This is a genomic window from Brevundimonas sanguinis (genome assembly GCF_029636725.1).
GTDB classification, from domain to species: Bacteria; Pseudomonadota; Alphaproteobacteria; order Caulobacterales; family Caulobacteraceae; genus Brevundimonas; species Brevundimonas sanguinis.
Window position 1 is genome coordinate 338,116 of sequence record NZ_CP116770.1, and the last position, 24,385, is coordinate 362,500.

The window sequence follows — 24,385 nt, forward strand, 5'->3', positions numbered from 1 at the left end:
GAGGCGCAGCGGCGAGCCGCAGCGACATCTTGAAGGCGTTTCGGGGAGGAAACGTCCGCTCCTGAGAGAGCGTGAAGGCCCGCTGCGATGTATCCCCCGCAGCGGGCTTTTTCATGCCTGAAGCTCGACAATTATCGAAGAGTGTTTGAGAGCGCGCGCTTCGGCGCGGCGGCCATGAAAAAAGGGCCGGAGCGTTGCGGCTCCGGCCCTCTTCATTCAGCAGGCGGCGTCCTTACCAGATGCGGACGCGATCTTCCGGGGCCAGGTAGTATTTGTCGCCGGGCTTAACGCCGAAGGCTTCGTACCAGGCGTCGATATTGCGCACCGGGCCGATGACGCGGAACTCGGCCGGGCTGTGCGGATCGGTGGCGATCTGGTTCTTCAGCGCGTCCTCGCGGTACTTCGATTGCCAGACCTGAGCCCAGCCGTAGAAGAAGCGCTGGTCGCCCGTCACGCCGTCGATCACCGGCGCCGGCTGGCCCTTCAGCGACAGGTGATAGGCCTCCAGACCCACCGCCGTGCCGGCGGCGTCCCCGATGTTCTCGCCCATCGTCAGGCCGCCGTTGACGTGGAAGCCGGGCAGGGGCTCGAACTCGTCATACTGGGCGCCCAGGCGCGCGGTCAGGGCCTTGAAATTGGCCTTGTCCTCTTCGGTCCACCAGTTGCGCAGCACGCCGTCGCCGTCGGACTTGGAGCCCTGATCGTCAAAGCCGTGACCGATCTCGTGGCCGATGACGCCGCCGATGCCGCCGTAGTTGACGGCCGGGTCCGCGTCCGGATCGAAGAAGGGCGGCTGCAGGATGGCGGCCGGGAAGACGATCTCGTTATTGGCCGAGTTGTAATAGGCGTTCACCGTCTGCGGGGTCATGCCCCACTCGTCCTTGTCGACCGGCTGGTCCAGGCGCGACAGGCGATAGTTCCACTGGAACTGGCCCATGCGCTGGCTGTTGCCGAACAGGTCGTCGGCCTTGATCTCCAGGCCCGAATAGTCTCGCCACTTGTTCGGGTAGCCGATCTTGACGGTGAATTTCTGCAGCTTCTCCTGAGCCGCCGCCTTGGTCTCGGCGCCCATCCACGTCAGGTTGTCGATGCGGTGCGACAGGGCGGTGCGCAGGTTGGCGACCAGCTCTTCCATCTTGGCCTTGGATTCGGCCGGGAAGTATTCGGCGACGTACAGACGACCCGCCGCCTCGCCCAGGGCGCCTTCGGCGAAGCTGATGGCGCGCTTTTCACGGCTGCGCTGTTCGGGCTGGCCCGACAGGTCGCGCGAACGGAACTCCCACTGGGCGTCGGAGAAGCGCTTAGACAGGGCGCCCGCCGCATCGTCGGTGGTGTGGAAGGCCTGCCAGGCCTGCAGGGTGGCCACCGGCGTCTGGGCGAAGACGGCGGCGATCTTGGGCATGGCCGTGTTCTGACGCACGATCAGGCGGTCGATCGAGCCCAGGCCGGCGGCGTTGAAATAGCCGGCCCAGTCAAAGCCCGGCGCATCGGCGGCCAGGGTCTGGATCGAGTATTCATTATAGGTCTTGTCGCGGTCGCGGCTTTCCACCGGCGTCCAGTGCGCCTGGGCGATCTGGTCTTCCAGGGCGATGATGGCGGCGGCCGAGCCGGCGGGGTCGTCCCAGCCGATGTTGGTCAGCATCCGCTCGATATAGGCCTGGTACTTCTCTTTCTTGTCGGCGAAGCGGGCGTCCAGATAGTAGTCGCGGTTGGGCATCCCCAGGCCCGACTGGCCCGTGGCCACGACGTAGCGGTTCGGGTTCTTCTGGTCGATGGTGATGCCGGTGCCGAAGAAGGACGATCCGACGCGGCCCTGGGTCTGGCCCATATAGGCGGCGATCTTCTCGTGGGTGTCGGCGGCGCGGATGGCGGCCAGGAAGGGCTGCAGCGGTTGGGCGTCCAGCGCCTCGATGCGCGCCTCGTCCATATAGGAGCGGTAGGCGTCGGCGATCTTCTGCTCGTCGGATCCGGCCGCCAGATCCGTGCGGCCAGCCAAATCGTGAATCAGTTCCTTCATCCGGTTGTCGGACAGTTCGCGCAGCAGGGGGAAGGAGCCGTAGGAGGTGCGGTCCGACGGGATGGTCAGCTTGTCGAAGGCGGCGCCGTTGGCGTAGCGGAAGAAGCTGTCGCCCGGCCTCACCGAGGTGTCGCGACCGTTGAGGTCGAAGCCCCAGGTCCCGTATTTCGGCGCCTCGGTTCCCTGCCAGCCCGAAGCGCCGCCTTCGGCGGCCGGGGTCTGGAACAGTTCGAAGACGGTGCAGACGTCGTCGATGCAGGCATGGTCATGACCATCGCCCGCCAGGGCGGCGCCCGGCGCCAGAAGGGCGACAGCGGCGACGCCTACAAGCAGTTTCTTCATCAAGGTTTCCTCGTTTTCAGCCTCGTGGCGTCAGGTGCGAACCCTAGGCCGGAAGCGCAGGCCCCTGTCTTAAAAAAAATTCATCCAGAGGGCGAGGGCTGGGCGGAGGCGGGGACCTTAGAGGCCGCCGGATACGCGCCGAAGCTGCAATAGAGGTCTGTAAGAGTAAAGTTTCGCCGAGCAGGCGCCTGTCATTGTAACATGGTGCGGCGGGTATTCGTATAATTGCGTAGTCTTCTTGATTGCGCTGCAAGGGTCCGGCAGAGGTTTTTTCGAGATGTGACCCATTTTGGTCATTGTTCGGTGATGAAAGTTCGCCCTTAGTTTCAGGGGCGCCCGTCGTCTTCAGGTTCGGGCCGGGTCGAACGACGCGGTCCGGATTGGCGAGCGCGCCGCCCATTTAAGCCCAGAGCCACCTGTTTATGCGCGTGCCCTCCCCCTCTCTTGCCGAAACCGTCGAAAATGTCGCTCCTCCGCGGATGAATCGCCGTCAGGCGGCGAAGGTTCGCACACGCCTCAAGGTGCTGGATGCGGCGCGGGCCCTGTTCGCAGAGCGCGGCTATGACGCCGCGACGATTCGGGACATCGCCAAGGGCGCCGGAATGTCGACCGGCGCGGTTTTCGCCAACTTCCAGGACAAGGCGGAACTGTTCGAGACGGTCTTTTCCGAGGAAATGGAAGGCCTGCTGAACGACATGCGGACCGGGGCTGCGGGCGTTGAAGGCCGCGTCACGGATCGGCTGACCGCCGCCCTGACGGCCGGTTATCATCGCTCGCTGGGACATCTGCCGCTGATGCAGGCGATGATCGCGCGCTCCTGGTTCCAGCCGGAAGACGCCGATCAACGGTCGCGCGCGTTCGTCGGGCCGCTCGTGCTGTGGATCCAGGATCTGCTGCAGGCGGCTGTCGGCGAAGGCGAACTGCGCCAGGACATCGACCAGACCCTGTTGCCGCGCATGATCTGGGACACCTTCATCTCCAACTTCCGTTACGCCGCCTATGACGGCTGGGGCGTCGAGGAACTGACTCCCCATGTGCGCCAACAGCTGGATCTGATCCTGTCGAGCCAGATGGCGCGCCAGTAAGGTCAGAGGGCCGAAGTCTGTAAGGGCCGTTCGTCATGAGGCGAGCGGCCCTTTTTTCATGCGCGTCGCCCAGGCGCGCCGCCTTCCTGGGGCGCGACGGAACGTCGCGGCTGTTCGCGTGTTGCGTCTTTCAAGGCCAAGCTGCGGGAACAGGAGGGGCGAGATGCCATCCATCGAGCGCGGACGCGGATTCGGCAGCGTCCTGGTAAGGCTTCTGGGCATTGTCATCGCCCTGATCGGACTGACGCTGACCATTGGCGGGGGCCAGCTGATCATGCTGGGCGGATCGGCCTATTATCTGATCGTCGGCCTGTTGATGATCGTGTCAGGCGGACTTCTGGCCCTGCTCAGACCCTCGGGCGCCTGGCTCTATGTCGCCATCTTCATCGGCACCGTCGTCTGGGCGCTGTGGGAGGTCGGGCTGAACGGCTGGGCCCTGGTGCCGCGCGTGGTGGCGCCGCTGGTGCTGCTGATCGCCGTGGTTCTCAGCCTGCCGGTGTTGAAGCGCGACGGAGGCGGCGGTCGGCTGGCGCTGAGCGGGCTGGCGGCCATTGTCGTCCTCGGCCTGATTTCCGGCGTGGTGGTGGCTCAGGCCAACAAGGCCAGGGTGTTGAGCCCCGTTCCCGGCGCTGAGAACGGGGGCGCGGGCGACCCGGCGGTGCTGAAGGTCGGGGCCGACTGGCCGGCCTGGGGCGGTTCGGACAGCGCCCAGCGCTATTCGCCGCTGAACCAGATCACCAAGGACAATGTGAAGGGGCTGCAGCGGGCCTGGACCTTCCGCACAGGCGACCTGCCGGATGAGCGCTGGGGCGCCGAGACGACCCCGCTGAAGATCGGCGACACCCTCTATCTATGCTCGGCCCGCAACCGGCTGTTCGCGGTCGATGCGGCGACGGGCAAGCAGAAGTGGACCTATGATCCCAAGGTCGCGGACGATCAGATCCCCTACACCGCCGCCTGCCGGGGCGTGACCTACTACGCCGCGCCGAATGTGGATGCAGCCCAACCCTGCGCCACGCGCATCATCGAGGGCACGCTGGACGGACGGCTGGTGGCCGTGGACGCCCGCACGGGCGCGCCCTGCGCCGGGTTCGGAACCAACGGCGAGGTCAACATCAAGCACGGCATGGGCGACCCCTATCCGGGCATGGTGTCGATCACCTCGGCCCCGGTGATCGTGCGCGGGGTGGTGGTGACCGGCCATCAGGTGCTGGACGGCCAGAAGCGCTGGAACGCCTCGGGCGTGATCCAGGGCTTCGACGCCATGACGGGCGAGCTGCGTTTCGCCTGGGACATGATGCGTCCGGACATCACGACCCTGCCGCCTGAGGGGGAGACCTATACGCCCGGCACGCCCAATATGTGGACCACGGCGACAGCCGATGAGGCGCTCGGCCTGGTTTTCCTGCCGATGGGCAACTCCTCGGCCGACTACTATTCCGGGTTGCGCCGGCCAGCGGAGAATGAATATTCGACCTCGCTGGTCGCGCTGGACGTGACCACAGGCAAGCCGCGCTGGCATTTCCAGACGGTGCGCAAGGACGTCTGGGATTACGACCTGGGCTCGCAGGCGACGCTGGTCGACATGCCGGTCAACGGGACCCTGGTTCCGGCGGTGATCCTGCCGTCCAAACAGGGCGACCTCTATATTCTGGACCGCCGCACCGGCCAGCCGCTGCACAAGGTGGAGGAGCGCCGCGTGCCGCAGGGCGGCGTCGAGCCCTCGCAGCGCAGCCCGACCCAGCCCTTCTCCCTGTTTCACACGCTGAGGAAGGCCGACCTGACCGAGCGTGACATGTGGGGCATGTCGCCGATCGACCAGATGGTCTGCCGCATCCAGTTCCGTCAGGCGGCCTACGACGGCTACTTCACCCCGCCGACGGCGGATCGCTACTGGATCCAGTATCCGGGCTACAACGGCGGTTCGGACTGGGGCGGGGTGGCGGTCGATCCGGCGCGCGGCGTCATCGTCGCCAACTACAACGATATGCCCAATCACAACCGCCTGGTGCCTCGCGCTGAAGCCGACCGTCTGGGCTGGTTCCCGCGCGACGACCCCCGCTACATCGAGCGCGAGAAGGAGGCGGCCAACCGCGGCGGCAACCTGTCGAAGTCCAAGGCCGAGGGCGCGGGCGACCCGCAGATGGGCGTGCCCTACGCCATCGACGTCAATGCGGGCTGGCGGGTCAAGTCCACCGGCCTGCTGTGCAAACAGCCGCCCTATGGCGGGATGCGGGCCATCGATTTGAAGAGCGGCCGCACCCTGTGGGATCGTCCGTTCGGCACGGCGCGCAAGAACGGACCGTTCGGCATTCCCTCCATGCTGCCGCTGGAGATCGGCACGCCGAACAACGGCGGCTCGGCAGTGACGGCGGGCGGGCTGATCTTCATCGCCGCCGCGACGGACGACCTGATCCGCGCCATCGACATCGAGACGGGCAAGACGGTGTGGTCGGACGTGCTTCCGGCGGGCGGTCAGGCCAATCCGATGGTCTATGAGCAGAACGGGCGCCAGTATCTGGTGATCATGGCCGGGGGCCATCACTTCATGGAGACGCCGCGCGGGGATTATGTGATCGCTTATGCGCTCCCGGAGCGGAAATAGGCGCTCGCCTCTCGCTCCACGTCCCGGGGAGGGTGGTCGCGAAGCGACCGAGTGGGGAGGGCATGGTGATAAGGGCGCGGCGCTTGATGTGTCAGCGCCTGAATAGCCTTGCCGCCCCCACCCGGCTTCGCCCTGATGGGCTCAGCCACCCTCCCCGGGACGGGGAGGGAAAGGCGTGGCGTTTGTTTCAGGGCCGCGTCTGCCCTTCGCCGCGCACCACATATTTGTATGTCGTCAGTTGCTCCGCCCCGACGGGGCCGCGCGCGTGCAGCTTTGAGGTCGAGATGCCGATCTCGCCGCCGAAACCGAACTCGCCGCCGTCGGCGAACTGGGTTGAGGCGTTGATCAGGACGATGGCGCTGTCGACGCCCTCGGCGAAGCGTCCGGCGGCTTTTTCGTCGGTGGTGACGATGGCCTCGGTGTGGCCCGAGCCGTATCGGCGGATGTGGTCGAGCGCGCCGTCGACGCCGCCCACCACGCGCACCGACAGGATCGGCGCCAGGTATTCTGTCGTCCAGTCTGCCTCGGTCGCCTCGGTCATGCCCGGGACGAGGGCGCGCGCTTCGGCGTCGCCGCGCAGTTCGCATCCGGCGGCGGTCAGGTCGGCGGCCACGGCGGGCAGCAGGCGCTCGGCCGCCGCACGGTCGACCAGCAGAGTTTCGGTCGCGCCGCACACCGAGACGCGGCGCATCTTGGCGTTCAGGGTCACGCGGCGGGCGACGTCCAGATCAGCGCCAGCGTCCAGATAGGTGTGGCACAGGCCCTCAAGGTGGCCCAGCACCGGCGCCTTGGCCTCGGCTTGAACGCGGGCGACCAGGCTCTTGCCGCCGCGCGGGATGATCAGGTCGACGGCGCCGTTCAGGCCAGCCAGAATGGCGCCCACGGCCGCGCGGTCGGGCACGGGCACCAGCTGGATCGCGTCGACGGGCAGGCCGGCCTCGGCCACGGCGCTGCGCACCACGGCGGCGATGGCGCGCGACGACTCCAGGCAGTCCGAGCCGCAGCGCAGGATGGCGGCGTTGCCCGAGCGCAGGCACAGGGCGGCGGCGTCGGCGGTGACGTTCGGGCGGCTCTCATAGATGACGGCCAGCACGCCGATGGGGGTGCGCACACGGGCGATGTCCAGACCGTTGGCCGGGGTCCAGCGCGCCATTTCACCGCCGACGGGATCGGGCTGGGCGGCGATGGTCTCGACGGCGACCGCCATGCCCTCGACGCGAGCGGGGGTCAGGGCCAGGCGGTCGATCAGGGCCTCGGACAGGCCGGCGTCGCGGGCGCGGGCCACGTCGCGGGCGTTGGCGGTCAGGATGTCGGCTTCGGCGGCGCGCAGGCCTTCGGCGAGTCGATGAAGGGCCTCGGTGCGGGCGTCCGGCGTCGTGGCGCGTAAGGACTCGGCGGCGGCGCGGGCGCGGCGACCCATGTCGATCATCATGTCCAGCATGGCGGCGTCGAGGTCGCTCATCGGTCCTCCAGAACCAGGTCGTCGCGGTGGATGACGACCGAGGGGCCGCGGTAGCCCAGCAGGCTTTCGATGGCGTCGGAATGACGGCCGCGGATCAGGGCGATCTCCTCGGCGGCGTAGGACGCAAGACCGACGCCCAGTCGCGCGCCGTCAGGCCCGGTCAGGCGCACGCTGTCGCCCTTGCCGAAGTCGCCGCTGACGGCGACGACGCCCGAGGGCAGCAGGCTTTTGCCGGCCTGGAGGGCGGCGACCGCGCCCGCGTCCAGCGTCAGGGCGCCGCCGGGCGCCACGCTGCCGGCGATCCACTGTTTCCACGCGGCCAGAGGCGTGGCGGGCGCCAGGATCAGACTGGCGCGGGCGCCGTCCAGCACCGCCCTCAACGGGTGGTCGGTCAGCCCCGAGGCGATGACGGTGGCGCATCCGGCCGACGCGGCGATCTGGGCCGCCGCCAGTTTGGTCGCCATGCCGCCTGTGCCGACCCCGGCCTGAACGTTGGCGCCCGAGGCCATGGCCAGAACGTCGGGCGTCAGGCGCTCGATCAGGGGCAGGTGGCGGGCGTCCGGATCGCGGCGCGGATCGGCGGTGTAGAGGCCGTCCACGTCGGACAGCAGGACCAGCAGATCGGCGCGAGACAGCTGGGCCGCGCGCGCGGCCAGGCGGTCGTTGTCGCCGTAGCGGATTTCTTCGGTGGCGACGGTGTCGTTCTCATTGACCACAGGGACGACGCCGTGGGCCAGCAGGGCCTCGAGCGTCGCGCGGCCGTTCAGCCAACGGCGGCGCCGCTCGGTGTCGTCGCGGGTCAGCAGGACCTGCCCCGCCATCAGGCCGTGGGGCGCCAGCGCGTCTTCCCAGGCGTGCATCAGCAGGGACTGACCCACGGCGGCGGCGGCCTGCTTGTCCTGCAGACGGCTGGGCGAGAGGTTGAGCCGACCGCGCCCCAGAGCCACGGCGCCGGAGGAAACGACGATGACGTCGCGGCCCTGGCGGCGCAGTTCGGCGATATCGGCGGCGAGGCTGGCCAGCCAGTCGGCGGCGACGGCGCGTCGATCGGCGTCGAACAGCAGGGATGAGCCGATCTTGACCACCACCCGGCGCGCCTGGGCCAGGGCGGCGGCAGGGGAGGCGGCGCTCTGAGAGGCTTCAAGGAGAGGCGCGGAGGAGGTCACCCGGTCTCCCTACCGCAAGATCCTCGACGGAGCCAAGATTGTGGCGAGGATTATTCGACCGAGCCGTTAAAAATCGCGACGATAATGAATAATATTTAATGATTGTTGCGGGTGACGGAAGAAGCGGCAAAGAAAACGCCCGGCGGGCGAACCAGCCGGGCGTCTCAGTGTCAGCTTGAGGCCTGAGGTCAGGCTTCGGGATCGGGCGCCTGATCCCACCCGCCCGCCAGGGCCTTGAATAGACCGATCTGATAGGTGGTGACCTGGGCTTCCGAGGCGGCCAGGGCGGCGTCGGCGCTGGCCAGGGTCCGCTCGGCGTCGAGCACCGTCAGGAAGCTGTCGGCGCCGGCGTCGAAACGCAGGCGCGACAGGCGCGCCGCCGTGGCCGCCTGATCCCGGGCGGTGCGCAGGGCCGTGCGGCGGTCCAGTTCGTTGGCGTAGGCGCTGAGCGCCGTCTCGGTCTCCTGCAGCGCCGTCAGCACGGTCTGGTCGAAGGTCGCCAGGGCCGCGTCCGACTGGGCGCCCGCCTGTTTGATCCGCGCCCGGGCCGCCCAGACGTTGGGGAAGGACCAGGAGATCAACGGGCCGACGCTGAAGCGCATATTGGCGCTCTCGCCCAGGTCCGAGGCGTCGAGCGCCGTCGAGCCCAGCGACCCGCCCAGACGGATGCTGGGATAAAGGCCCGCGGTGGCGACGTTGACGCGGGCGGCGGCGACCGACAAGCGGGCTTCCGCCTGACGCACGTCGGGACGACGTGCCAGAAGGGCGGCGCCGTCTCCGACCGGGATCGGCTGCGACAGTTGCGGCGGCGACTGGCAGGCGCGGGCCGCCTCGCTGGCCTCGGCCGGGGTGCGGCCGGTCAGCGTCGCCAGACGGAACAGGGCGCCGTCGCGCGCCGCCCGCAGGGGCGGGAGGCTGGCGCGGGTCTGCTCCAGGGCGGCGCGGGCGCGGGCCACGTCCAGGCCGTTGCCGGCGCCCCCGTCCAGCAGACGTTGAGTCAGATCGACGGTCTGGGCCTGCAGGTCGATGGTCCGCTCGGCGACGGCGATCTGGGCGTTGGCCGAGCAGGTGTCGGCGTAGGCCCGGGCCGTTTCGGCGGCGACGGTCACCCGCACGACTTCCAGCGCGGCGGCGGCGGCGGCCACATCCCCCCGCGCGGCGCGGATGGAGGACTCCACCCGACCGAACAGGTCGATCTCATAGGCCACGTCCAGGCCGACATCGTAGGTGTCGACTTCCGGCAGCTTAGCGCCGTTGGCCGTGGGCACGGTGTCGGTCGAGGCCCGGCTGCGGTTGTAAGCGGCGGAGGCCGTGGTGGTCGGGAACCGGCCCGAGCGGGCTTCGGACAGCGAGGCGCGGACGGCGCGCAGATTGGCCGCGGCTGCCTCCAGCTCGTTGTTCTCGGTCAGGGCCTGCTGGATCAGACCGTCCAGCGTCGGATCCTGATACAGCCGCCACCAGTCGTCGCGGGCCGCCTCGGTCGAAACCGAGGCGGATTGCGAGCCGATGAAGGCGCCCTGGCCTTCGGCCGGGATCGTCGGGAGCGGCGCCTTGGGGCCCACCGCGCAGGCGGCGAGCAGGGCGGCCGACCCCGCGGCGGTCAGCAGAGTGCGGAGTTTGCCGTTCATTTTACGCATCTCCCTGGCGCGGAGCGGCGGGAGCCGGTTCCGGGCCGTCGGGGTCAAAGGGGTCGTGCGGCGTGGAGCCGAAGCTGGTGGGCAGCTCGCGCTGCTTGCCCGGCGCCTTGGGCAGCTTGCCCGCCATCCAGCGACAGATGACATAGAAGACCGGGGTGAAGATCAGACCGAAGAAGGTCACCCCCAGCATTCCATAGACGACCGCGATGCCCAGCGCGTTCTGCATCTCCGAGCCGGGGCCGGAGGCGATGGCCAGAGGCAGCACGCCGAAGATGAAGGCGAACGAGGTCATCAGGATCGGACGCAGGCGCTGACGGGCGGCCTGAACGGCGGCCTGCCAGCGGTCGAGGCCTTCGTTGTCCTCGGCCTGTTTGGCGAACTCCACGATCAGGATGGCGTTCTTGGCGGCCAGGGCGATCAGGACCACCAGACCGACCTGGGTCAGGATGTTGTTGTCCAGACCATGCAGGTTCACCCCCAGGATGGCCGCTAGGATACACATGGGCACGATCAGGATGACCGCCAGCGGCAAGGTGAAGGCCTCATAGTTGGCGGCCAGCACCAGGAAGACGAACACCACCGCCATCAGGAAGATGATGGTCGAGCCGCCGGCCGCCGCCTTCTCCTGCAGGGCCAGTTCGGTCCATTCGTAGCCGAAGCCCTCGGGCAGGGTCTTGGCGGCCAGTTCCTCCATCGCGGCGATGGCGTCGCCGGTAGACACGCCCGGCGCCGCTTCACCCTGCAGTTCCGAAGCCGGGAACAGGTTGTAGCGGACCACGCGCGAGGGGCCGGAATCGTCAGCTAGGGTCGCCACCGAACCGATCGGCACCATGCCGCCAGAGGCCGAACGGACCTTCAGGTTGGCGATGTCGGCCAGCTCGTCGCGATAGGCGGGCTCGGCCTGGGCGGTGACGCGGAAGGTGCGGCCCAGGAAGTTGAAGTCGTTGACGTAGGTCGAGCCGAGGTAGGTGCCCAGGGTGCTGAACACGGTCGACGGCTGAACCCCCATCAGCAGAGCCTTGTCGCGATCGACGCTGGCGGCGATGCGCGGCGAGCCGGTGTTGTAGAGGCTGAACACCTGCTGGACCTCATCCGGCATCTGGGCGGCGGCGCCCATCATGGCGAAGGTCGCGCCCTCCAGAGCCTTGAAGCCCGAACCCGAGCGGTCCTGGATCATCATCTTGAAGCCCGAGCCGGTGCCCAGACCCTGAACGGGCGGGGGCGACAGCATGAAGATGCTGGCTTCCTCGATGACGCCGGTCGCGCCGCTGAGCGCGCCGGCCAGGGCCGATGCCTCCAGCGCTGGGGTGGTGCGCTGGTCGTAGTCGTTCAGCTTGATGAACATGGTCGCGGCGTTGGACGACATGGAGAAGCTGGAGCCGTCCAAACCGGCGAAGGCGGTGACTTCCTGAACGCCGTCCGACTTGCGGACAATGTCGACCGCCTTGTTCATGGCCGCCTTGGTGCGTTCCAGCGAGGCGCCCGGCGGCAACTGCACGACGCCGATCAGGATGCCCTGGTCCTGCGCCGGGATGAAGCCGGTGGGCGTGTCGGCCATGCGCCAGCCGGTCAGGGCCAACAGGGCGGCGTAGATGACCAGCATGACCGTGACCATGCGGATCAGCCGAGCCGTCAGGCGGCCGTAGCGGTCCGACACCCAGTCAAAGCCTTCGTTGAACTTGGCCCCGGCCCAGCCGAGGTAATAGGCGACCGTGCCGATCAGGCCCGGCTTGCGGCTCTCGTCGTGGTCCTTGTGCGGCTTGAGCAGCAGGGCCGACAGGGCGGGAGACAGCGTCAACGACACCAGCAGGGAGATCAGCGTCGCCGAGGCGATGGTGACGGCGAACTGGCGGAAGAAGATGCCGGGGATGCCGGGCACGAAGGCGGTCGGCACGAACACCGAGGTCAGCACCAGGGAGATGGCGACCAAGGCCCCCGACACTTCCTGCATCGATCGATAGGCGGCTTCCTTGGGGGTCAGGCCCTCGCGGATGTAGCGCTCGACGTTCTCGACCACGATGATGGCGTCGTCAACGACGATGCCGACGGCCAGAACCAGGGCGAACAGCGACAGGGAGTTGATCGAATAGCCCAGCGCCAGCTGCACCGCGAAGGTGCCGACCAGGGCGACCGGGATGGCCAGGATCGGGATGATGGCCGCGCGCCAGGTCTGCAGGAAGACCAGGATGACGATCATCACCAGGAAGACGGCTTCGATCAGCACGTGTTCCACGGCCGAGACCGAGGCGGCGACGTATTCCGTCGGGTTATAGGGGATGGCGTATTTTACGCCCGGCGGGAAGTCGGCCTTGATGGCGTCCAGCTCGGCGATGACCTTGTTGGCCGTCGACAGGGCGTTGGAGCCGGGCTGCTGGATGATGGCGACGCCGACGCCGCGCTGGCCGTTGAAATAGCCTTCGACGCCGTAGATTTCCGAGCCGAGTTCGACGCGGGCGATATCGCTGACGCGGGTCACGCGGCCTTGGGCGTCGGTCTTGAGCACCACCTTGCCGAACTCTTCCGGGGCCGCCAGACGGCCCTCGACCTGAACCGGCAGCTCGAAGGCGGCGGCGTTGGTCGGGAAGGGGGGCTGGCCGATCGACCCGCCCGCGGCCTGGACGTTCTGGGCCTGCAGGGCGGCGATGATCTCGGGCGCGGTCAGGTCGCGCGCGGCCGCCTTGGCCGGATCGATCCAGATGCGCATGGCGTAGTTGCCGCCGCCGAAGACCTGGACGCCGCCGACGCCGTCGATGCGCAGCAGGCGGTCGCGGATGGTCGACTGGGCCATATTGCCCAGATAGTCGCTGTCGATGCCCGGATCGTCGGACGTCAGGGAGGCCAGCATCAGGAAGCCGGTCGACTCCTTGTTGACGATGACGCCGACCTGACGGACCTGCGCCGGCAGGCGCGGCTCGGCCAGGGCGACCCGGTTCTGAACCAGCACCTGAGCGGTGTCGAGGTCGGTGCCCGGCTGGAAGGTCACGGTCACGCTGACCCGGCCGTCCGAGGTGGACGACGAGGTCATGTAGAGCATGTTCTCGACGCCGTTGATCTCTTGCTCGAGCGGCGCGGCGACCGTTTCGGACAGGGTCTCAGCCGAGGCGCCCGCGTAGGAGGCGCTGACGCTGATCGTCGGCGGGGCGATGTCCGGATACTGCGCCAACGGCAGCATCGGCATGGCGAAGGCGCCGACCAGGGTGATGAAGACCGAGATCACGATCGCGAAGATCGGTCGGTCGATGAAGAAGCGGGAGATGTTCATGAATCAGGTTCCGGCCCGTGAGCCTCCTCCTCAGCCGGCGCTGGCGACGAAGGTGGCGGACGAGGCGACGGGGGCTGAGGTCACGGGGGCGTCGGCCTTGGCTTCCTCGGCCTTGATGGTCCCGTTCTGGGCGGTGACCTTCTGGCCCGGACGGGCGCGCTGAAGGCCGTTGATGATGACGCGGTCGTCGGGCGTCAGGCCCGTGCGCACGACACGCAGGCCGTTGGCGATCGGTCCCAGCTGGACCGGCTTGGCGCCGACCGTGCCGTCCTTGGCGACGACATAGACCACCTTGCGCGGACCATCGGTGACGACGGCGGCGTCAGGCACCAGCATGGCGGCGTAACCGCCCGAGCCGGCCAGTTGGGCGTGACCGAACATGCCCGGCTTCAGGAAGCCGTCGGCGTTCTGGACCACCGCGCGCAGGCGGATGGTGCCCGACGACGCGTCGATGGCGTTGTCGGTGAAGTCCAGCGTTCCGGTGCGGTCATAGGCGGTCTCGTCCTGCAGGCGGATGCGGATCGGGGCCGACCCGTTGCGGGCGTCGCGCTGATACTTCAGCGCCAGGGCCTCGGAGCCGTCGAAGACGAAGTAGATCGGCGAGGACGAGACGATGGTGGTCAGCACGTCGCCGGCCGAAGAGCCGCCGCCGATCAGGTTGCCGGGGTCGACCCGGCGGTCGGACACGCGGCCCGAGATGGGGGCGGTGACGCGGGTGAACTCGACGTCCAGCTGACGCGCGCGAATGGCGGCGTTGGCGGCGGCCATGGCGGCCTCGGCGGTCTGGACAGCGCCGCGCTTGGCGTCGACCTCGGCCTGGGACACGGCCTGAGAGGCCAGCAGGCCTTCGGCGCGGGCCAGTTCCGTGCGGGCCAGCGTCAACTGGGCCTGGCCCTGGGCCAGCTGGGCGCGGGCGGAAGCCAGGGCGGCCTGGGCCGGGCGCGGATCCAGGGTGAACAGCAGTTGGCCTTGGCGCACGAAGTCGCCGTCCTTGAAGTGGACGGACTGGATGTAGCCGCCCACGCGGGCGCGCACATCGACGGAGCGGGTCGCTTCGAAGCGCCCGGTGAACTCGTCCCAGTCAACCACCTGTTGCGACAGGGGCGTGGCCACCGTGACGGGGGGCGCGCCCTGGGCGGGCGCCTCCTGGCCCTTGGAACAGCCATAGAGGGCGGCCGCCATCATGACGGACGCGGCCGCGATCTTCACCGTGCGCATCGGCGCATTCTCCTTGGGAGTCGTTTTTTATCCACAGGACTGTGCGCTCATTGGGGAGGAGGCGTCCAGTCAACACCGGCTGACTTAAAGACGCTGATTGCTTCGCTTGTCAACGCCTGATGACAAGGCCATATAGTCCGTAAGGTTTATTGGAGTGCGCCCAATTGGTCCTTTGCGACGTTCCCCGGCCGCGTAACGCCAACGCCACCCGCCAGGCTATCCTGGAAGCGGCGCGCGAACGCTTTTGCGCTGAAAGCTATGATGACGTCGGCATGCGCGACGTGGCGCGCGACGTCGGCGTCGATGCGGCGCTGATCAGCCGATACTTCGGCTCCAAGGAAGATCTGTTCGTGGCCGTCTTGGACAGCTGCAAGAACGGGCGCGATCTGATGGATGGGCCGCGCGACGACTTCGGCCAGCGCCTGGCGCGAGAGATCGTCTATGGCGAGGCCGCGGCCTGGGCGCCGGACGACGGAAGCGGCCGCATGCGAGGCCTCTTGATTTTGCTGCGTTCCATCGGTTCGTCCAAGGCGATGGACGTGGTCCAGCACACCACCAACAGCCGCTTCTTCGAGCCCCTGACCCAGTGGATTGGCGGTGAGGACGCCCCGATCCGGGCGCGTCTGGCGGCGGGGCTGATCATGGGCATGGCCATCAGCCGGGAGCTGTCGGACGGCTTCTCCAACCTGGACGAGGCGCAGAAGACCTCCCTGGCCGGGCGCATGGCCGACGCCCTGCAGGGCCTGGTCGACGGCTGACGTGAAAAGAGGCGGGCTGACGCCCGCCTCTCGTGGTTCAGACGCTCTAGACCGTCAGGCCCAGTGCATCGGCACATGACGCGCCGCCGCCCAGTGGATGGCGCGGATGGCGTCGACGATGGCGCGGGTGGCCGAGACCGTGCCCAGCGCCCCGCCCAGATCGGCGGTGACGGCGCCCGAGGCCAGGACGGCCGCGACCGCCGCCTCGATGGAATCGGCTTCATCCTCCAGCTGGAAGCTGTGGCGCAGCATCATGGCGGCCGACAGCACCATGCCGACGGGATTGGCCAGGTCCTGTCCGGCGATGTCCGGCGCCGAGCCATGGATCGGTTCGAACAGGCCGGGTCCATTGGCGCCCAGCGACGCCGAGGGCAGCAGGCCGATGGAGCCGCCCAGCACCGAAATCTCGTCCGACAGGATGTCGCCGAACATGTTCTCGGTCAGGATGACGTCATAGTCGCGCGGCTTGCGGATCAGGTGCATGGCCATGGAGTCGACCAGGGCGTGCTCCAGGGTGATCTGCGGATATTCCTCGGCATGGATGCGGGTGACGACCTCGCGCCACAGGCGGCTGGTCTCCATGACGTTGGCCTTGTCGACCGAGGTGACCTTGCCGCGGCGCTGCTCGGCGGCCTGGAAGGCGGCGCGGGCGACGCGCTCGATCTCCTCGACCGTATAGACGCACAGGTCCGAGGCCGAGGTTTCAGTCCGGGTGCGCTCGCCGAAATAGACGCCGCTGGTCAGTTCGCGGAAGACGATGAGATCGACGCCCTCGACGATCTCCTTCTTCAGCGGCGAGCGGTGGGTCAGCGCCGGCGAGACCTGCAGCGGGCGCAGGTTGGCGTACAGGCCCATCGCCTTGCGGATGGCCAGCAGACCTTGTTCGGGGCGCACCGGGGCGCCGTCCCACTTGGGCCCGCCGACGGCGCCCAGCAGCACGGCGTCCGAGGCGATGCAGGCGGCCTTGGTCTCTTCCGGCAGGGACTCGCCGACGGCGTCGATGGCGGCGCCGCCGATCAGGTGTTCGGTGAAGTCGAAGCGATGGCCGTAGATATCGCCGATGCAGGTCAGCACCCGCTGGGCGGCCAGGGTCACCTCCGGCCCGACGCCGTCGCCGGGCAGGACGACGATGTTGAAGGTGCGGGCGGCGGCGGGCGTGTCATGGGCGGTCATCAGGCGGTCTCCGGCTGATAGGTGTCTTGGCGCAGGCGTTCGTAGGAGGCGACGTAAGGCAGTTTCGACTGAAGCCAGCCGAGGGCGTCGACGCCGTCCAGCAGGCACTGGCGGGCGAAGGACTCGACCTTGAACGGCCCGGCCGGGGCGTTGCCGCGCCGGATCTCATTGGCGTCCAGATCAATCGTCACCGGCTGCTCCGGGTGGGCGGCCAGATCGTCCCAGACGGCCTGATCGACGACGATGGGCAAAAAGCCGTTCTTCAGGGCGTTGGAGGTGAAGATGTCGGCGATCTCGGTCGAAATCACCGCCCGGAAGCCGTAGTCGAGCAGGGCCCAGGGCGCGTGCTCGCGAGAAGAGCCGCAGGCGAAGTTCGGCCCCGCCAGCAAAATGCGGTGCTCGGTCGGGTCGATGCGGTTCAGCACCGATTCCGGCTTGGGCGACCCGTCGGCCTCATAGCGCCAGTCATAGAAGGCCTGGGCGCCCAGGCCTTCGCGCGTCGTGGTCGTAAGGAAGCGCGCGGGGATGATCTGGTCGGTGTCGATGTTGGCCTGACTCAGCGTCAGGGTCTTCGACGTCAGAACCTTGAAAGCCTCAGGCATGGATGAGGGCCTCCAGATAGGCGCGCGGGTCGGTCAGCACTCCGGCCACGGCGCTGGCGGCGGCGGTGGCGGGGCTGGCCAGGATGGTGCGGGCGCCCTTGCCCTGACGGCCCTCGAAATTGCGGTTGGAGGTCGAGACGGCCAGCTGGCCGGGCGCGACGAAGTCCCCGTTCATGGCGATGCACATGGAGCAGCCGGGGATGCGCCATTCGGCGCCCGCCTCGGTGAAGACCTTGTCCAGACCTTCGGCCTCCGCGTCGCGGCGGACGGCCTCCGAGCCGGGGACGACCAGCATCCGCACGCCCGGCTGGACCTTGCGGCCGCGCAGGACGTCGGCGGCGGCGCGCAGGTCGGGCAGGCGGCCGTTGGTGCAACTGCCGATGAAGACCACGTCGACCTTGTGGCCGGTGGTCGCCTCGCCAGCGGTGAAGCCCATGTAGTCGATGGCCTTCTGGTCCGAGGCCGAGCGTGGTTGCGGCACGGGGGCGCCGACGGGGGCGCCTGCGTCCGGCGTGGTGCCCCAGGTGGCCATCGGGCGGATGGCGGCGCCGTCCAGCACGACCTCCTTGTCGAAGACCGCGCCGGGATCAGTGGCCAGAGCCAGCCAGTCGGCGGCGGCGGCTTCATAGTCGGCGGGGACATGGCGACGGCCGCGCAGCCAGTCGATGGTGGTCTGGTCCGGGGCGATCATACCGGCGCGGGCGCCCGCCTCGATCGACATGTTGCACAGGGTCATGCGCCCTTCCATGTCCAGCGCGCGCACGGCCTCGCCCGCATATTCAATGACGTAGCCGGTGCCGCCGCCGAAGCCGATGGCGGCGATGACAGCCAGCGCCACATCCTTGCCCGAGACGCCGGGGCGCAGGCGCCCGTCGACGGTCACGCGCATGGCCTTGGCCCGGCGTTGCAGCAGGCACTGGGTCGCCAGCACATGGCCGACTTCCGAGGTGCCGATGCCGAAGGCCAGCGCTCCGAAGGCGCCGTGGGTGGCGGTATGGCTGTCGCCGCAGACGACCGTCATGCCCGGCTGGGTCAGGCCCAGTTCCGGCCCCATGACGTGAACCACGCCGCGCTGGTCCGAGCCCCAGCCCGCCAGTTCGATCCCGTGGCGGGCGCAGTTGACCTCCAGCGTCTCGACCTGTTTGCGCGCCTGTTCGGTGACATAGGGCAGCGTCCCGTCCGGCCCGGCGGGCAGGGTGGGGGTCGAGTGGTCCAGGGTGGCGAAGGTGCGGTCGGGGCGGCGGACCTTCAACCCGCGCGCCGCGATCTCGGAAAAAGCCTGAGGCGAGGTGACTTCGTGAACCAGATGCAGGTCCACATACATGACGCCCGGCGTCTCGGCGGTTTCCGGCACGACGACGTGCCGGTCCCAGACCTTCTGATACAGGGTCTTGGGTTGGGCTTTAGGCTGGCTCATGCGCGCGCTCCTTGGCCGAGGCGGCGGTCGCCTCGCCGATGGGCTCCAGCCAGCCGAAGCGGTCGGGCGTCGTGCCGTCGAACAGGCCGCGGAAGGCCTTGTTGACCGCCCTGGTCACCGGACCGGGGCCGCCTGCGCGGGTCATGATGCCGTCGATGGAGCGGACGGGGGTGATCTCGGCCGCCGTGCCGGTCATGAAGACCTCGTCGGCGACATAGAGGGCTTCGCGCGGCAGCACCTGTTCGCGCGCCTCATAGCCCAGGCCGCGCGCCAGCTTCATCACGCTGTCGCGGGTGATGCCCTGCAGGATGGAGGCGGCGGCGGGCGGGGTCATCAGCACCCCGTCCTTGACGATGAACAGGTTCTCGCCCGCGCCCTCGGACAGCAGGCCGTCGGCGCCCAGGGCGATGCCTTCGCCGAAGCCGCGCACGCGCGCCTCGCGCCCGATCAGATAGGAGGACAGATAGTTGCCGCCCGCCTTGGCGCCCGCCGGGACGGTGTTCGGCGCCACGCGGTTCCAGCTGGAGATGCAGGCGTCGACGCCCTTCTCCAGCGCCTCTTCGCCCAGATAGGCGCCCCAGGCGAAGGCGGAGATCATCACATCGCTGCGGATCGTCTCGGCCGAGGGGCTGACGCCCATGCCGCACTCGCCCAGGAAGGCCAGCGGGCGCAGATAGGCCGAGCGCAGGCCCTCGGCCCGCACCACGTCCTTGCAGGCCTGAACCAGCTCGTCCTCATTATAAGGCATGGGGAAGTGGTAGATGCGCGCGCTGTCGAACAGGCGGCGGATATGGTCGGTCAGGCGGAAGCCGCACGGTCCGTTCGGCGTGTCATAGACGCGGATGCCCTCGAACACCGAGGTGCCGTAGTGCAGGGCGTGGCTCATGACGTGGACGGTGGCGTTCTCCCACGCCGTCAGTTCGCCGTTGATCCAGATGTTCTTAGCCAGCGGCTGCATAGGTCTTGTCCTGTTGGGGGGCGGTGGCGGCGATGATGGCGGTCAGTTCGGCGTCGTTGATCTCGCCGATCTCGTCGGCGCGGCGCTTGAAGCCGGCGAAGACCTCGGCCAGGCGCTGGCCTTCCAGGGCGTGGCCCAGAGCCTCGGCGCGCTTGCCGACGGCATGGCGGCCGGAGTGTTTGCCCAGCACGAAATAGCTGCCCTCGAAGCCCACGTCCTCGGGGCGCATGATCTCGTAGGTGCGGCTGTCGGCCATCATGCCGTGCTGATGGATGCCCGCTTCGTGGGCGAAGGCGTTCAGGCCGACGATGGCCTTGTTGCGGGCGATGACGCTCTCGGTCACTTCGCGCAGGGTCTCCGAAGAGCGGACCAGATGGCGGCTCTCGGCGGCGACGGTCACGCCATAGCGGTCGGCGCGGGTGCGCAGGGCCATGATGACCTCCTCGATGGAGGCGTTGCCGGCCCGTTCTCCGATGCCGTTGATGGCGCCTTCGATCTGACGGGCGCCGCCTTCGACGGCGGCCAGGGAGTTGGCGACCGCCAGGCCCAGGTCGTTGTGGGCGTGGGACGAGAAGATGATGTCGGCGTGACGCGGGCGGATGATCCCGTCCAGATAGGCGAAGCGCTGGCGCGATTCCTCGGGCGTGGCGTAGCCGACGGTGTCCGGCACGTTTAGCGTCTGGGCGCCCGCGTCGGCGGCGGCCATCAGGGCCTCGGCCAGGAACTCCGGCTCGGTGCGGAAGGCGTCCTCGGCCGAGAACTCCACGTCGTCGAACAGGGAGGCGGCGTATTCCACTGTGCGCGAGATGGTGGACAGCACTTCATTGGTGCTCATGCGCAGCTTGGCCGAGCGGTGGATGGGGCTGGTGGCCAGAAAGACGTGGCAGCGACGATGCGATTTCGGCGCAGGGGCCAGGGCGCGGAAGGAGGCGTCGATGTCTTTCTCGTTGGCGCGCGACAGGGAGGCGAAGACCGGCCCCTCGATCTCGCCCGCCACGCGGCGGATGCATTCCTCATCGCCCGGCGAGGCGGCGGCGAAACCCGCCTCGATCACGTCCACGCCCAGGTCGCGAAGGACGTGGGCCATCTTCAGCTTGGCCTCAGCCGACATAGAGAAGCCCGGCGCCTGTTCGCCGTCGCGCAGGGTGGTGTCGAAGATGATGACCCGGTTGGGATCGGCCGCAATCTCGGCGGTTCTGGATACTCGGTCTACTCGGGACATTACGCGGCCTCGGACTGGAAGGTTTGGGCCTGGATGCGCGCGACGCCGATCAGGCGGTCGATCTGGCGGCCCAGGGTGTCGATGGAGCGGGCGGCGTCGCGCCCGCGAACGGTCAGGGCGATGCGGCGCATCGCGCCTTCATCCGCCATGTTGATGCCGTCGATGTGGAAGCCCCGGCGCTCCACCAGGCCGATGAGACGCTGAAGCGAGCCGTCGGCCCGGTCGATCTGGATGTGAATGGTGTCGCTCATGCTCATGCGCCTTCCATCATTTCAGCGTTGTTCTTGCCCGGCGGGACCAGCGGCCAGACGTTTTCCTTGGGGTCGATGACGACGTGGGCCAGGCAGGCGCTCTTGGCGGCCAGCAGGCGGGCCAGACCAGCCTCGACCTGATCGCGGCGGTCGATGCGGAAGGCCTCGACGCCGAAGGCTTCGGCCACCTTCACGAAGTCCGGGTTGTCGGACAGGTCGATCTCTGAATAGTTCTCGGCGAAGAACAGCTCCTGCCACTGGCGCACCAGACCCAGCGAAGAGTTGTCCAGCAGGACGATTTTCAGCGGCACGCCATAGCGGCGCAGGGTGGCCAGCTCCTGGACGTTCATCATGAAGCCGCCGTCGCCGGCGATGGTGACGACGATCGCCTCGGGGTCCGCCAGTTGAGCGCCCAGACCGGCGGGCAGGCCGAAGCCCATCGCCCCCAGACCGCCCGAGGTGATGTGGGCTTCAGGCCGCGCGAAGCGGCAGTGCTGGGCGGCCCACATCTGATGCTGGCCGACGTCGCAGGCGGCGACGAAGCGGTCGCCCGCCATTTCGGACAGCTGCTTCAGCAGAGCCGGGGCGTAGACGCCTTCGCCCGGCGCGTCATAGCGGGCGGCGTGACGCTCGGCCGCCGAGGCGCAGCGGATGACCCACGGGTCGATGGCCAGAGGGGCGGCGGCCATGCGCGCGGTCAGGGCCTCGATGGCCGGGCGGATCTCGCCGCCGACGGCGACGTGGGTCTCGCGCAGTTTGCCGATCTCCGAGGCGTCGGCGTCGAAGTGGACGACGCGGGCGTGGGGGGCGAACTCGGCCAGCTTGCCGGTGGCGCGGTCGTCGAAGCGGGCGCCCATGACGATCAGCAGGTCGGACGCCTGAACCGCCTCATTGGCCGCGCGCGTTCCGTGCATCCCCAGCATGCCCAGGAAGCCGGGCGCGTCGGTCGGCACCGTGCCCAGGGCGTTCAGGGTGGCGACGGCGGGAATGCCGGTGGTCTCGGCGAAGGCGCGCAGGGCCTCGGTCGCGCGACCGATCTTCACCCCGCCGCCGATGTAGATCAGCGGGCGCTCGGCGGCGCGGATGAAACGCTCGGCCTCGGCGATGGCGTCGGGATCGGCGGCGGCCGTCTCATTGGGAATGTTGAAGCCGAAGGGGGCGACCGTTTCGGCGAACTGCACATCCTTGGGCAGGTCGACCAGCACCGGACCGGGGCGGCCCGAGGCGGCGATGTGGAAGGCCTGTTCGATGGCGGCCGGAATCTCGGCGGCGTCACGGACCAGGATGGAGTGTTTCACGATCGGCAGGGTGACGCCCAAGATGTCGATCTCCTGGAAGGCGTCGGTGCCCATGACCCCTTGCGGGACATTGCCGGTGATGCAGACCATCGGCGCTGAATCCATCATGGCGTTGGCGATGCCGGTGATCAGATTGGTGGCGCCGGGGCCCGAGGTCGCCATGCAGACCCCGACCCGGCCGCTCAGGCGCGCATAGGCGTCGGCGGCGAAGGCGGCGGCCTGTTCGTGGCGGACCAGTATGTGCTTCAGGGACGAGCCGGTCAGGGCGTCGTAGATCGGCATGATGGCGCCGCCGGGATAGCCGAACACCACCTCTACGCCCATCCGCTCCAGGCTGGAGACAAGCAGGCGCGCGCCGGTCATGACGGCCGGGGCGGGGGGTGTTTTCAGGGCGGGCGCGGCGGCGCTCATCGGATCAGTCTCTCTTTATATATAGAGGTTCAGGCGGCGGCCTGTTTGGCCGTCTGCAGCCAGGCCATGCGGTCGCGCAGACGGGCGCCGACCTGTTCGATCTGGCTGGCGCGGTCCTCGGTCAGCAGGGCCTCGTATTTCGACTTGCCCGCCTCGTTCTCGGCGATCCATTCGCGCGCGAACTGGCCGCTCTGGATCTCGTCCAGCACAGTCTTCATGCGGGCGCGGGTCTCGTCGGTGATGACGCGCGGGCCCGAGGCCACGGCGCCCCACTTGGCCGTTTCCGAGATGAAGTGGTGCATCTTGGAGATGCCGCCCTCGTAGAACAGGTCCACGATCAGCTTCAGCTCGTGCAGGCATTCGAAATAGGCGATTTCGGGCTGGTAGCCGGCCTCGACCAGGGTGTTGAAGCCCTGGATGACCAACTCCTTGGCGCCGCCGCACAGGACGGCCTGTTCGCCGAACAGGTCGGTCTCCGTCTCTTCGCGGAACGAGGTCTCAAGCAGGCCGCCGGTCGCCCCGCCGATTCCCTTGGCGTAGCCCATGGCGCGATCGCGCGCCTGGCCGGTCGCGTCCTTCTCGATGGCGAACAGGGAGGGGACGCCGCGGCCGCGCGCGAACTCGCGGCGGACCAGATCGCCCGGCCCCTTGGGCGCCACAAGGATGACGTCCATGTCGTCGCGCGGGGTGATGCGGTCGTAGATGATCGAGAAGCCGTGCGCGAACAGCAGGGCCGAGCCCGGCTTGGCGTTCGGCTCGATGATGTCGCGATAGATCTCGTTCTGGATCATGTCGGGCGTCAGGATGGCGATGATGTCGGCGCCGCGAACGGCTTCGGCGGGCTCGGCCGTGGCCAGGCCGTCTTCGGTCGCGTGCTTCCAGCCCGTGCCGCCGTGACGGACGCCGACGATCACGTCGTGGCCCGAATCCTTCAGGTTCTGGGCGTGGGCGCGCCCTTGCGAGCCATAGCCGATGACGGCGATGCGCTGACCGGCGATGGCACCCGGTTTGATGTCTTCATTGGTGTAGATGGTGATGGCCATGGGAGGCGGTCCTTAAGAAGCAGCGTTTTCGGTGGAGCGAGCGGCCAGATCGGCGGGGATCTGGGCCGGCGGCGGATTGGGAATGGTCACGGCCCCTTGCGAGGCGGAGGCGACGGCGGCGCGGTACTTTGCGAAAACGCCTTGCGCCGGGCGGATACGGTTGGGGGCGAAATCCGCCCGGCGCGCCTCCAGATCGACGAGCACGTCGATCCTTCGGTTGGTGACGTCGATGACGATCGGATCGCCATCGCGAATGAGAGCAATGGGGCCGCCCGCCGCCGCCTCGGGCGAGACGTGGCCGGCGACGAAGCCGTAGGAGGCGCCCGAGAAGCGGCCGTCGGTCAGCAGGGCGACGTTCTCAACCTTGCGGCCCTTCAGGGCGGCGGTGACCTGCAGCATCTCGCGCATGCCGGGCCCGCCCTTGGGGCCTTCGTAGCGGATGATGATGACGTCGCCTT

At 68.4% G+C, this 24,385-nt stretch carries 18 protein-coding genes (1 of these 18 cut by a window edge); 3 read left to right on the forward strand and 15 right to left on the reverse strand.

Annotated features, from left to right (window positions below; translation table 11 throughout):
* Positions 1-232 precede the first annotated feature (232 nt).
* Positions 233-2,359, reverse strand: coding sequence for a M13 family metallopeptidase (locus PIB44_RS01620; protein ID WP_278070203.1), 2,127 nt, complete (start codon positions 2,357-2,359; stop codon positions 233-235).
* Between the two features lie 479 nt (positions 2,360-2,838).
* On the opposite strand from PIB44_RS01620, the gene PIB44_RS01625 reads away from it, so the two are divergent.
* Positions 2,839-3,444 (forward strand): TetR/AcrR family transcriptional regulator, encoded by a 606-nt coding sequence (locus tag PIB44_RS01625; RefSeq protein WP_051582050.1) that lies wholly within the window; start codon positions 2,839-2,841, stop codon positions 3,442-3,444.
* A gap of 163 nt (positions 3,445-3,607) precedes the next feature.
* Positions 3,608-6,049, forward strand: a complete 2,442-nt coding sequence (locus PIB44_RS01630) for a membrane-bound PQQ-dependent dehydrogenase, glucose/quinate/shikimate family (protein WP_278070204.1) — start codon at positions 3,608-3,610, stop codon at positions 6,047-6,049.
* A gap of 187 nt (positions 6,050-6,236) precedes the next feature.
* On the opposite strand, the gene PIB44_RS01635 is transcribed toward PIB44_RS01630, so the two are convergent.
* The 5 genes from PIB44_RS01635 to PIB44_RS01655 all read right to left on the reverse strand — a co-directional run bounded on the left by PIB44_RS01635 (position 6,237) and on the right by PIB44_RS01655 (position 14,794).
* Complete coding sequence (locus PIB44_RS01635; RefSeq protein WP_278070205.1) at positions 6,237-7,511, reverse strand: glutamate-5-semialdehyde dehydrogenase; 1,275 nt, start codon at positions 7,509-7,511, stop codon at positions 6,237-6,239.
* A complete protein-coding gene (gene proB / locus PIB44_RS01640; RefSeq protein WP_376787725.1) occupies positions 7,508-8,677 on the reverse strand; it encodes a glutamate 5-kinase in 1,170 nt (389 codons plus the stop codon). Before proB ends, PIB44_RS01635 begins: the two co-directional genes overlap by 4 nt.
* Positions 8,678-8,865: 188 nt before the next feature.
* Positions 8,866-10,305, reverse strand: coding sequence for an efflux transporter outer membrane subunit (locus PIB44_RS01645; protein WP_278070206.1), 1,440 nt, complete (start codon positions 10,303-10,305; stop codon positions 8,866-8,868).
* 1 nt (position 10,306) lies between these two features.
* Positions 10,307-13,576 (reverse strand): efflux RND transporter permease subunit, encoded by a 3,270-nt coding sequence (locus tag PIB44_RS01650; protein WP_134582072.1) that lies wholly within the window; start codon positions 13,574-13,576, stop codon positions 10,307-10,309.
* 30 nt (positions 13,577-13,606) lie between these two features.
* Positions 13,607-14,794, reverse strand: a complete 1,188-nt coding sequence (locus PIB44_RS01655) for an efflux RND transporter periplasmic adaptor subunit (RefSeq protein WP_134582073.1) — start codon at positions 14,792-14,794, stop codon at positions 13,607-13,609.
* 164 nt (positions 14,795-14,958) lie between these two features.
* Between PIB44_RS01655 and PIB44_RS01660 the strand changes: the two genes are divergently transcribed.
* On the forward strand, positions 14,959-15,552 hold the full coding sequence (locus PIB44_RS01660; RefSeq protein WP_278070207.1) for a TetR/AcrR family transcriptional regulator: 594 nt from the start codon (positions 14,959-14,961) through the stop codon (positions 15,550-15,552).
* A gap of 54 nt (positions 15,553-15,606) precedes the next feature.
* On the opposite strand, the gene leuB is transcribed toward PIB44_RS01660, so the two are convergent.
* The 9 genes in view from leuB to ilvD are tightly spaced (at most 29 nt apart) and all read right to left on the reverse strand, a layout consistent with a single transcriptional unit that may run on beyond the window.
* Entirely contained in the window at positions 15,607-16,725 is a 1,119-nt protein-coding gene (gene leuB / locus PIB44_RS01665; RefSeq protein WP_278070208.1) for a 3-isopropylmalate dehydrogenase, read from the reverse strand.
* Positions 16,725-17,327 carry a 3-isopropylmalate dehydratase small subunit gene (gene leuD, locus PIB44_RS01670; RefSeq protein ID WP_134582075.1) on the reverse strand — a complete coding sequence of 201 codons (603 nt, stop codon included), beginning with the start codon at positions 17,325-17,327 and terminating at the stop codon, positions 16,725-16,727. The genes leuB and leuD overlap by 1 nt, the downstream gene beginning before the upstream one ends.
* Entirely contained in the window at positions 17,320-18,744 is a 1,425-nt protein-coding gene (gene leuC, locus PIB44_RS01675) for a 3-isopropylmalate dehydratase large subunit (protein ID WP_278070209.1), read from the reverse strand. The genes leuD and leuC overlap by 8 nt, the downstream gene beginning before the upstream one ends.
* Positions 18,731-19,702 (reverse strand): branched-chain amino acid transaminase, encoded by a 972-nt coding sequence (locus PIB44_RS01680; protein WP_278070210.1) that lies wholly within the window; start codon positions 19,700-19,702, stop codon positions 18,731-18,733. Before PIB44_RS01680 ends, leuC begins: the two co-directional genes overlap by 14 nt.
* A complete protein-coding gene (locus tag PIB44_RS01685) occupies positions 19,686-20,924 on the reverse strand; it encodes a 2-isopropylmalate synthase (protein WP_278070211.1) in 1,239 nt (412 codons plus the stop codon). The genes PIB44_RS01680 and PIB44_RS01685 overlap by 17 nt, the downstream gene beginning before the upstream one ends.
* Positions 20,924-21,175, reverse strand: a complete 252-nt coding sequence (locus PIB44_RS01690) for an ACT domain-containing protein (protein WP_025976572.1) — start codon at positions 21,173-21,175, stop codon at positions 20,924-20,926. The genes PIB44_RS01685 and PIB44_RS01690 overlap by 1 nt, the downstream gene beginning before the upstream one ends.
* A 2-nt stretch (positions 21,176-21,177) precedes the next feature.
* A complete protein-coding gene (gene ilvG, locus PIB44_RS01695; protein ID WP_318035483.1) occupies positions 21,178-22,884 on the reverse strand; it encodes an acetolactate synthase 2 catalytic subunit in 1,707 nt (568 codons plus the stop codon).
* A 29-nt stretch (positions 22,885-22,913) separates the two neighbouring features.
* A complete protein-coding gene (ilvC, locus tag PIB44_RS01700) occupies positions 22,914-23,927 on the reverse strand; it encodes a ketol-acid reductoisomerase (protein ID WP_278070212.1) in 1,014 nt (337 codons plus the stop codon).
* Positions 23,928-23,939: 12 nt separating this feature from the next.
* Positions 23,940-24,385, reverse strand: the final stretch of a protein-coding gene (gene ilvD / locus PIB44_RS01705) for a dihydroxy-acid dehydratase (protein WP_278070213.1). Its footprint extends 1,297 nt past the window's final position; 446 of the gene's 1,743 nt are visible here — the last part of the coding sequence; its start codon lies off the right edge, out of view; the stop codon is at positions 23,940-23,942.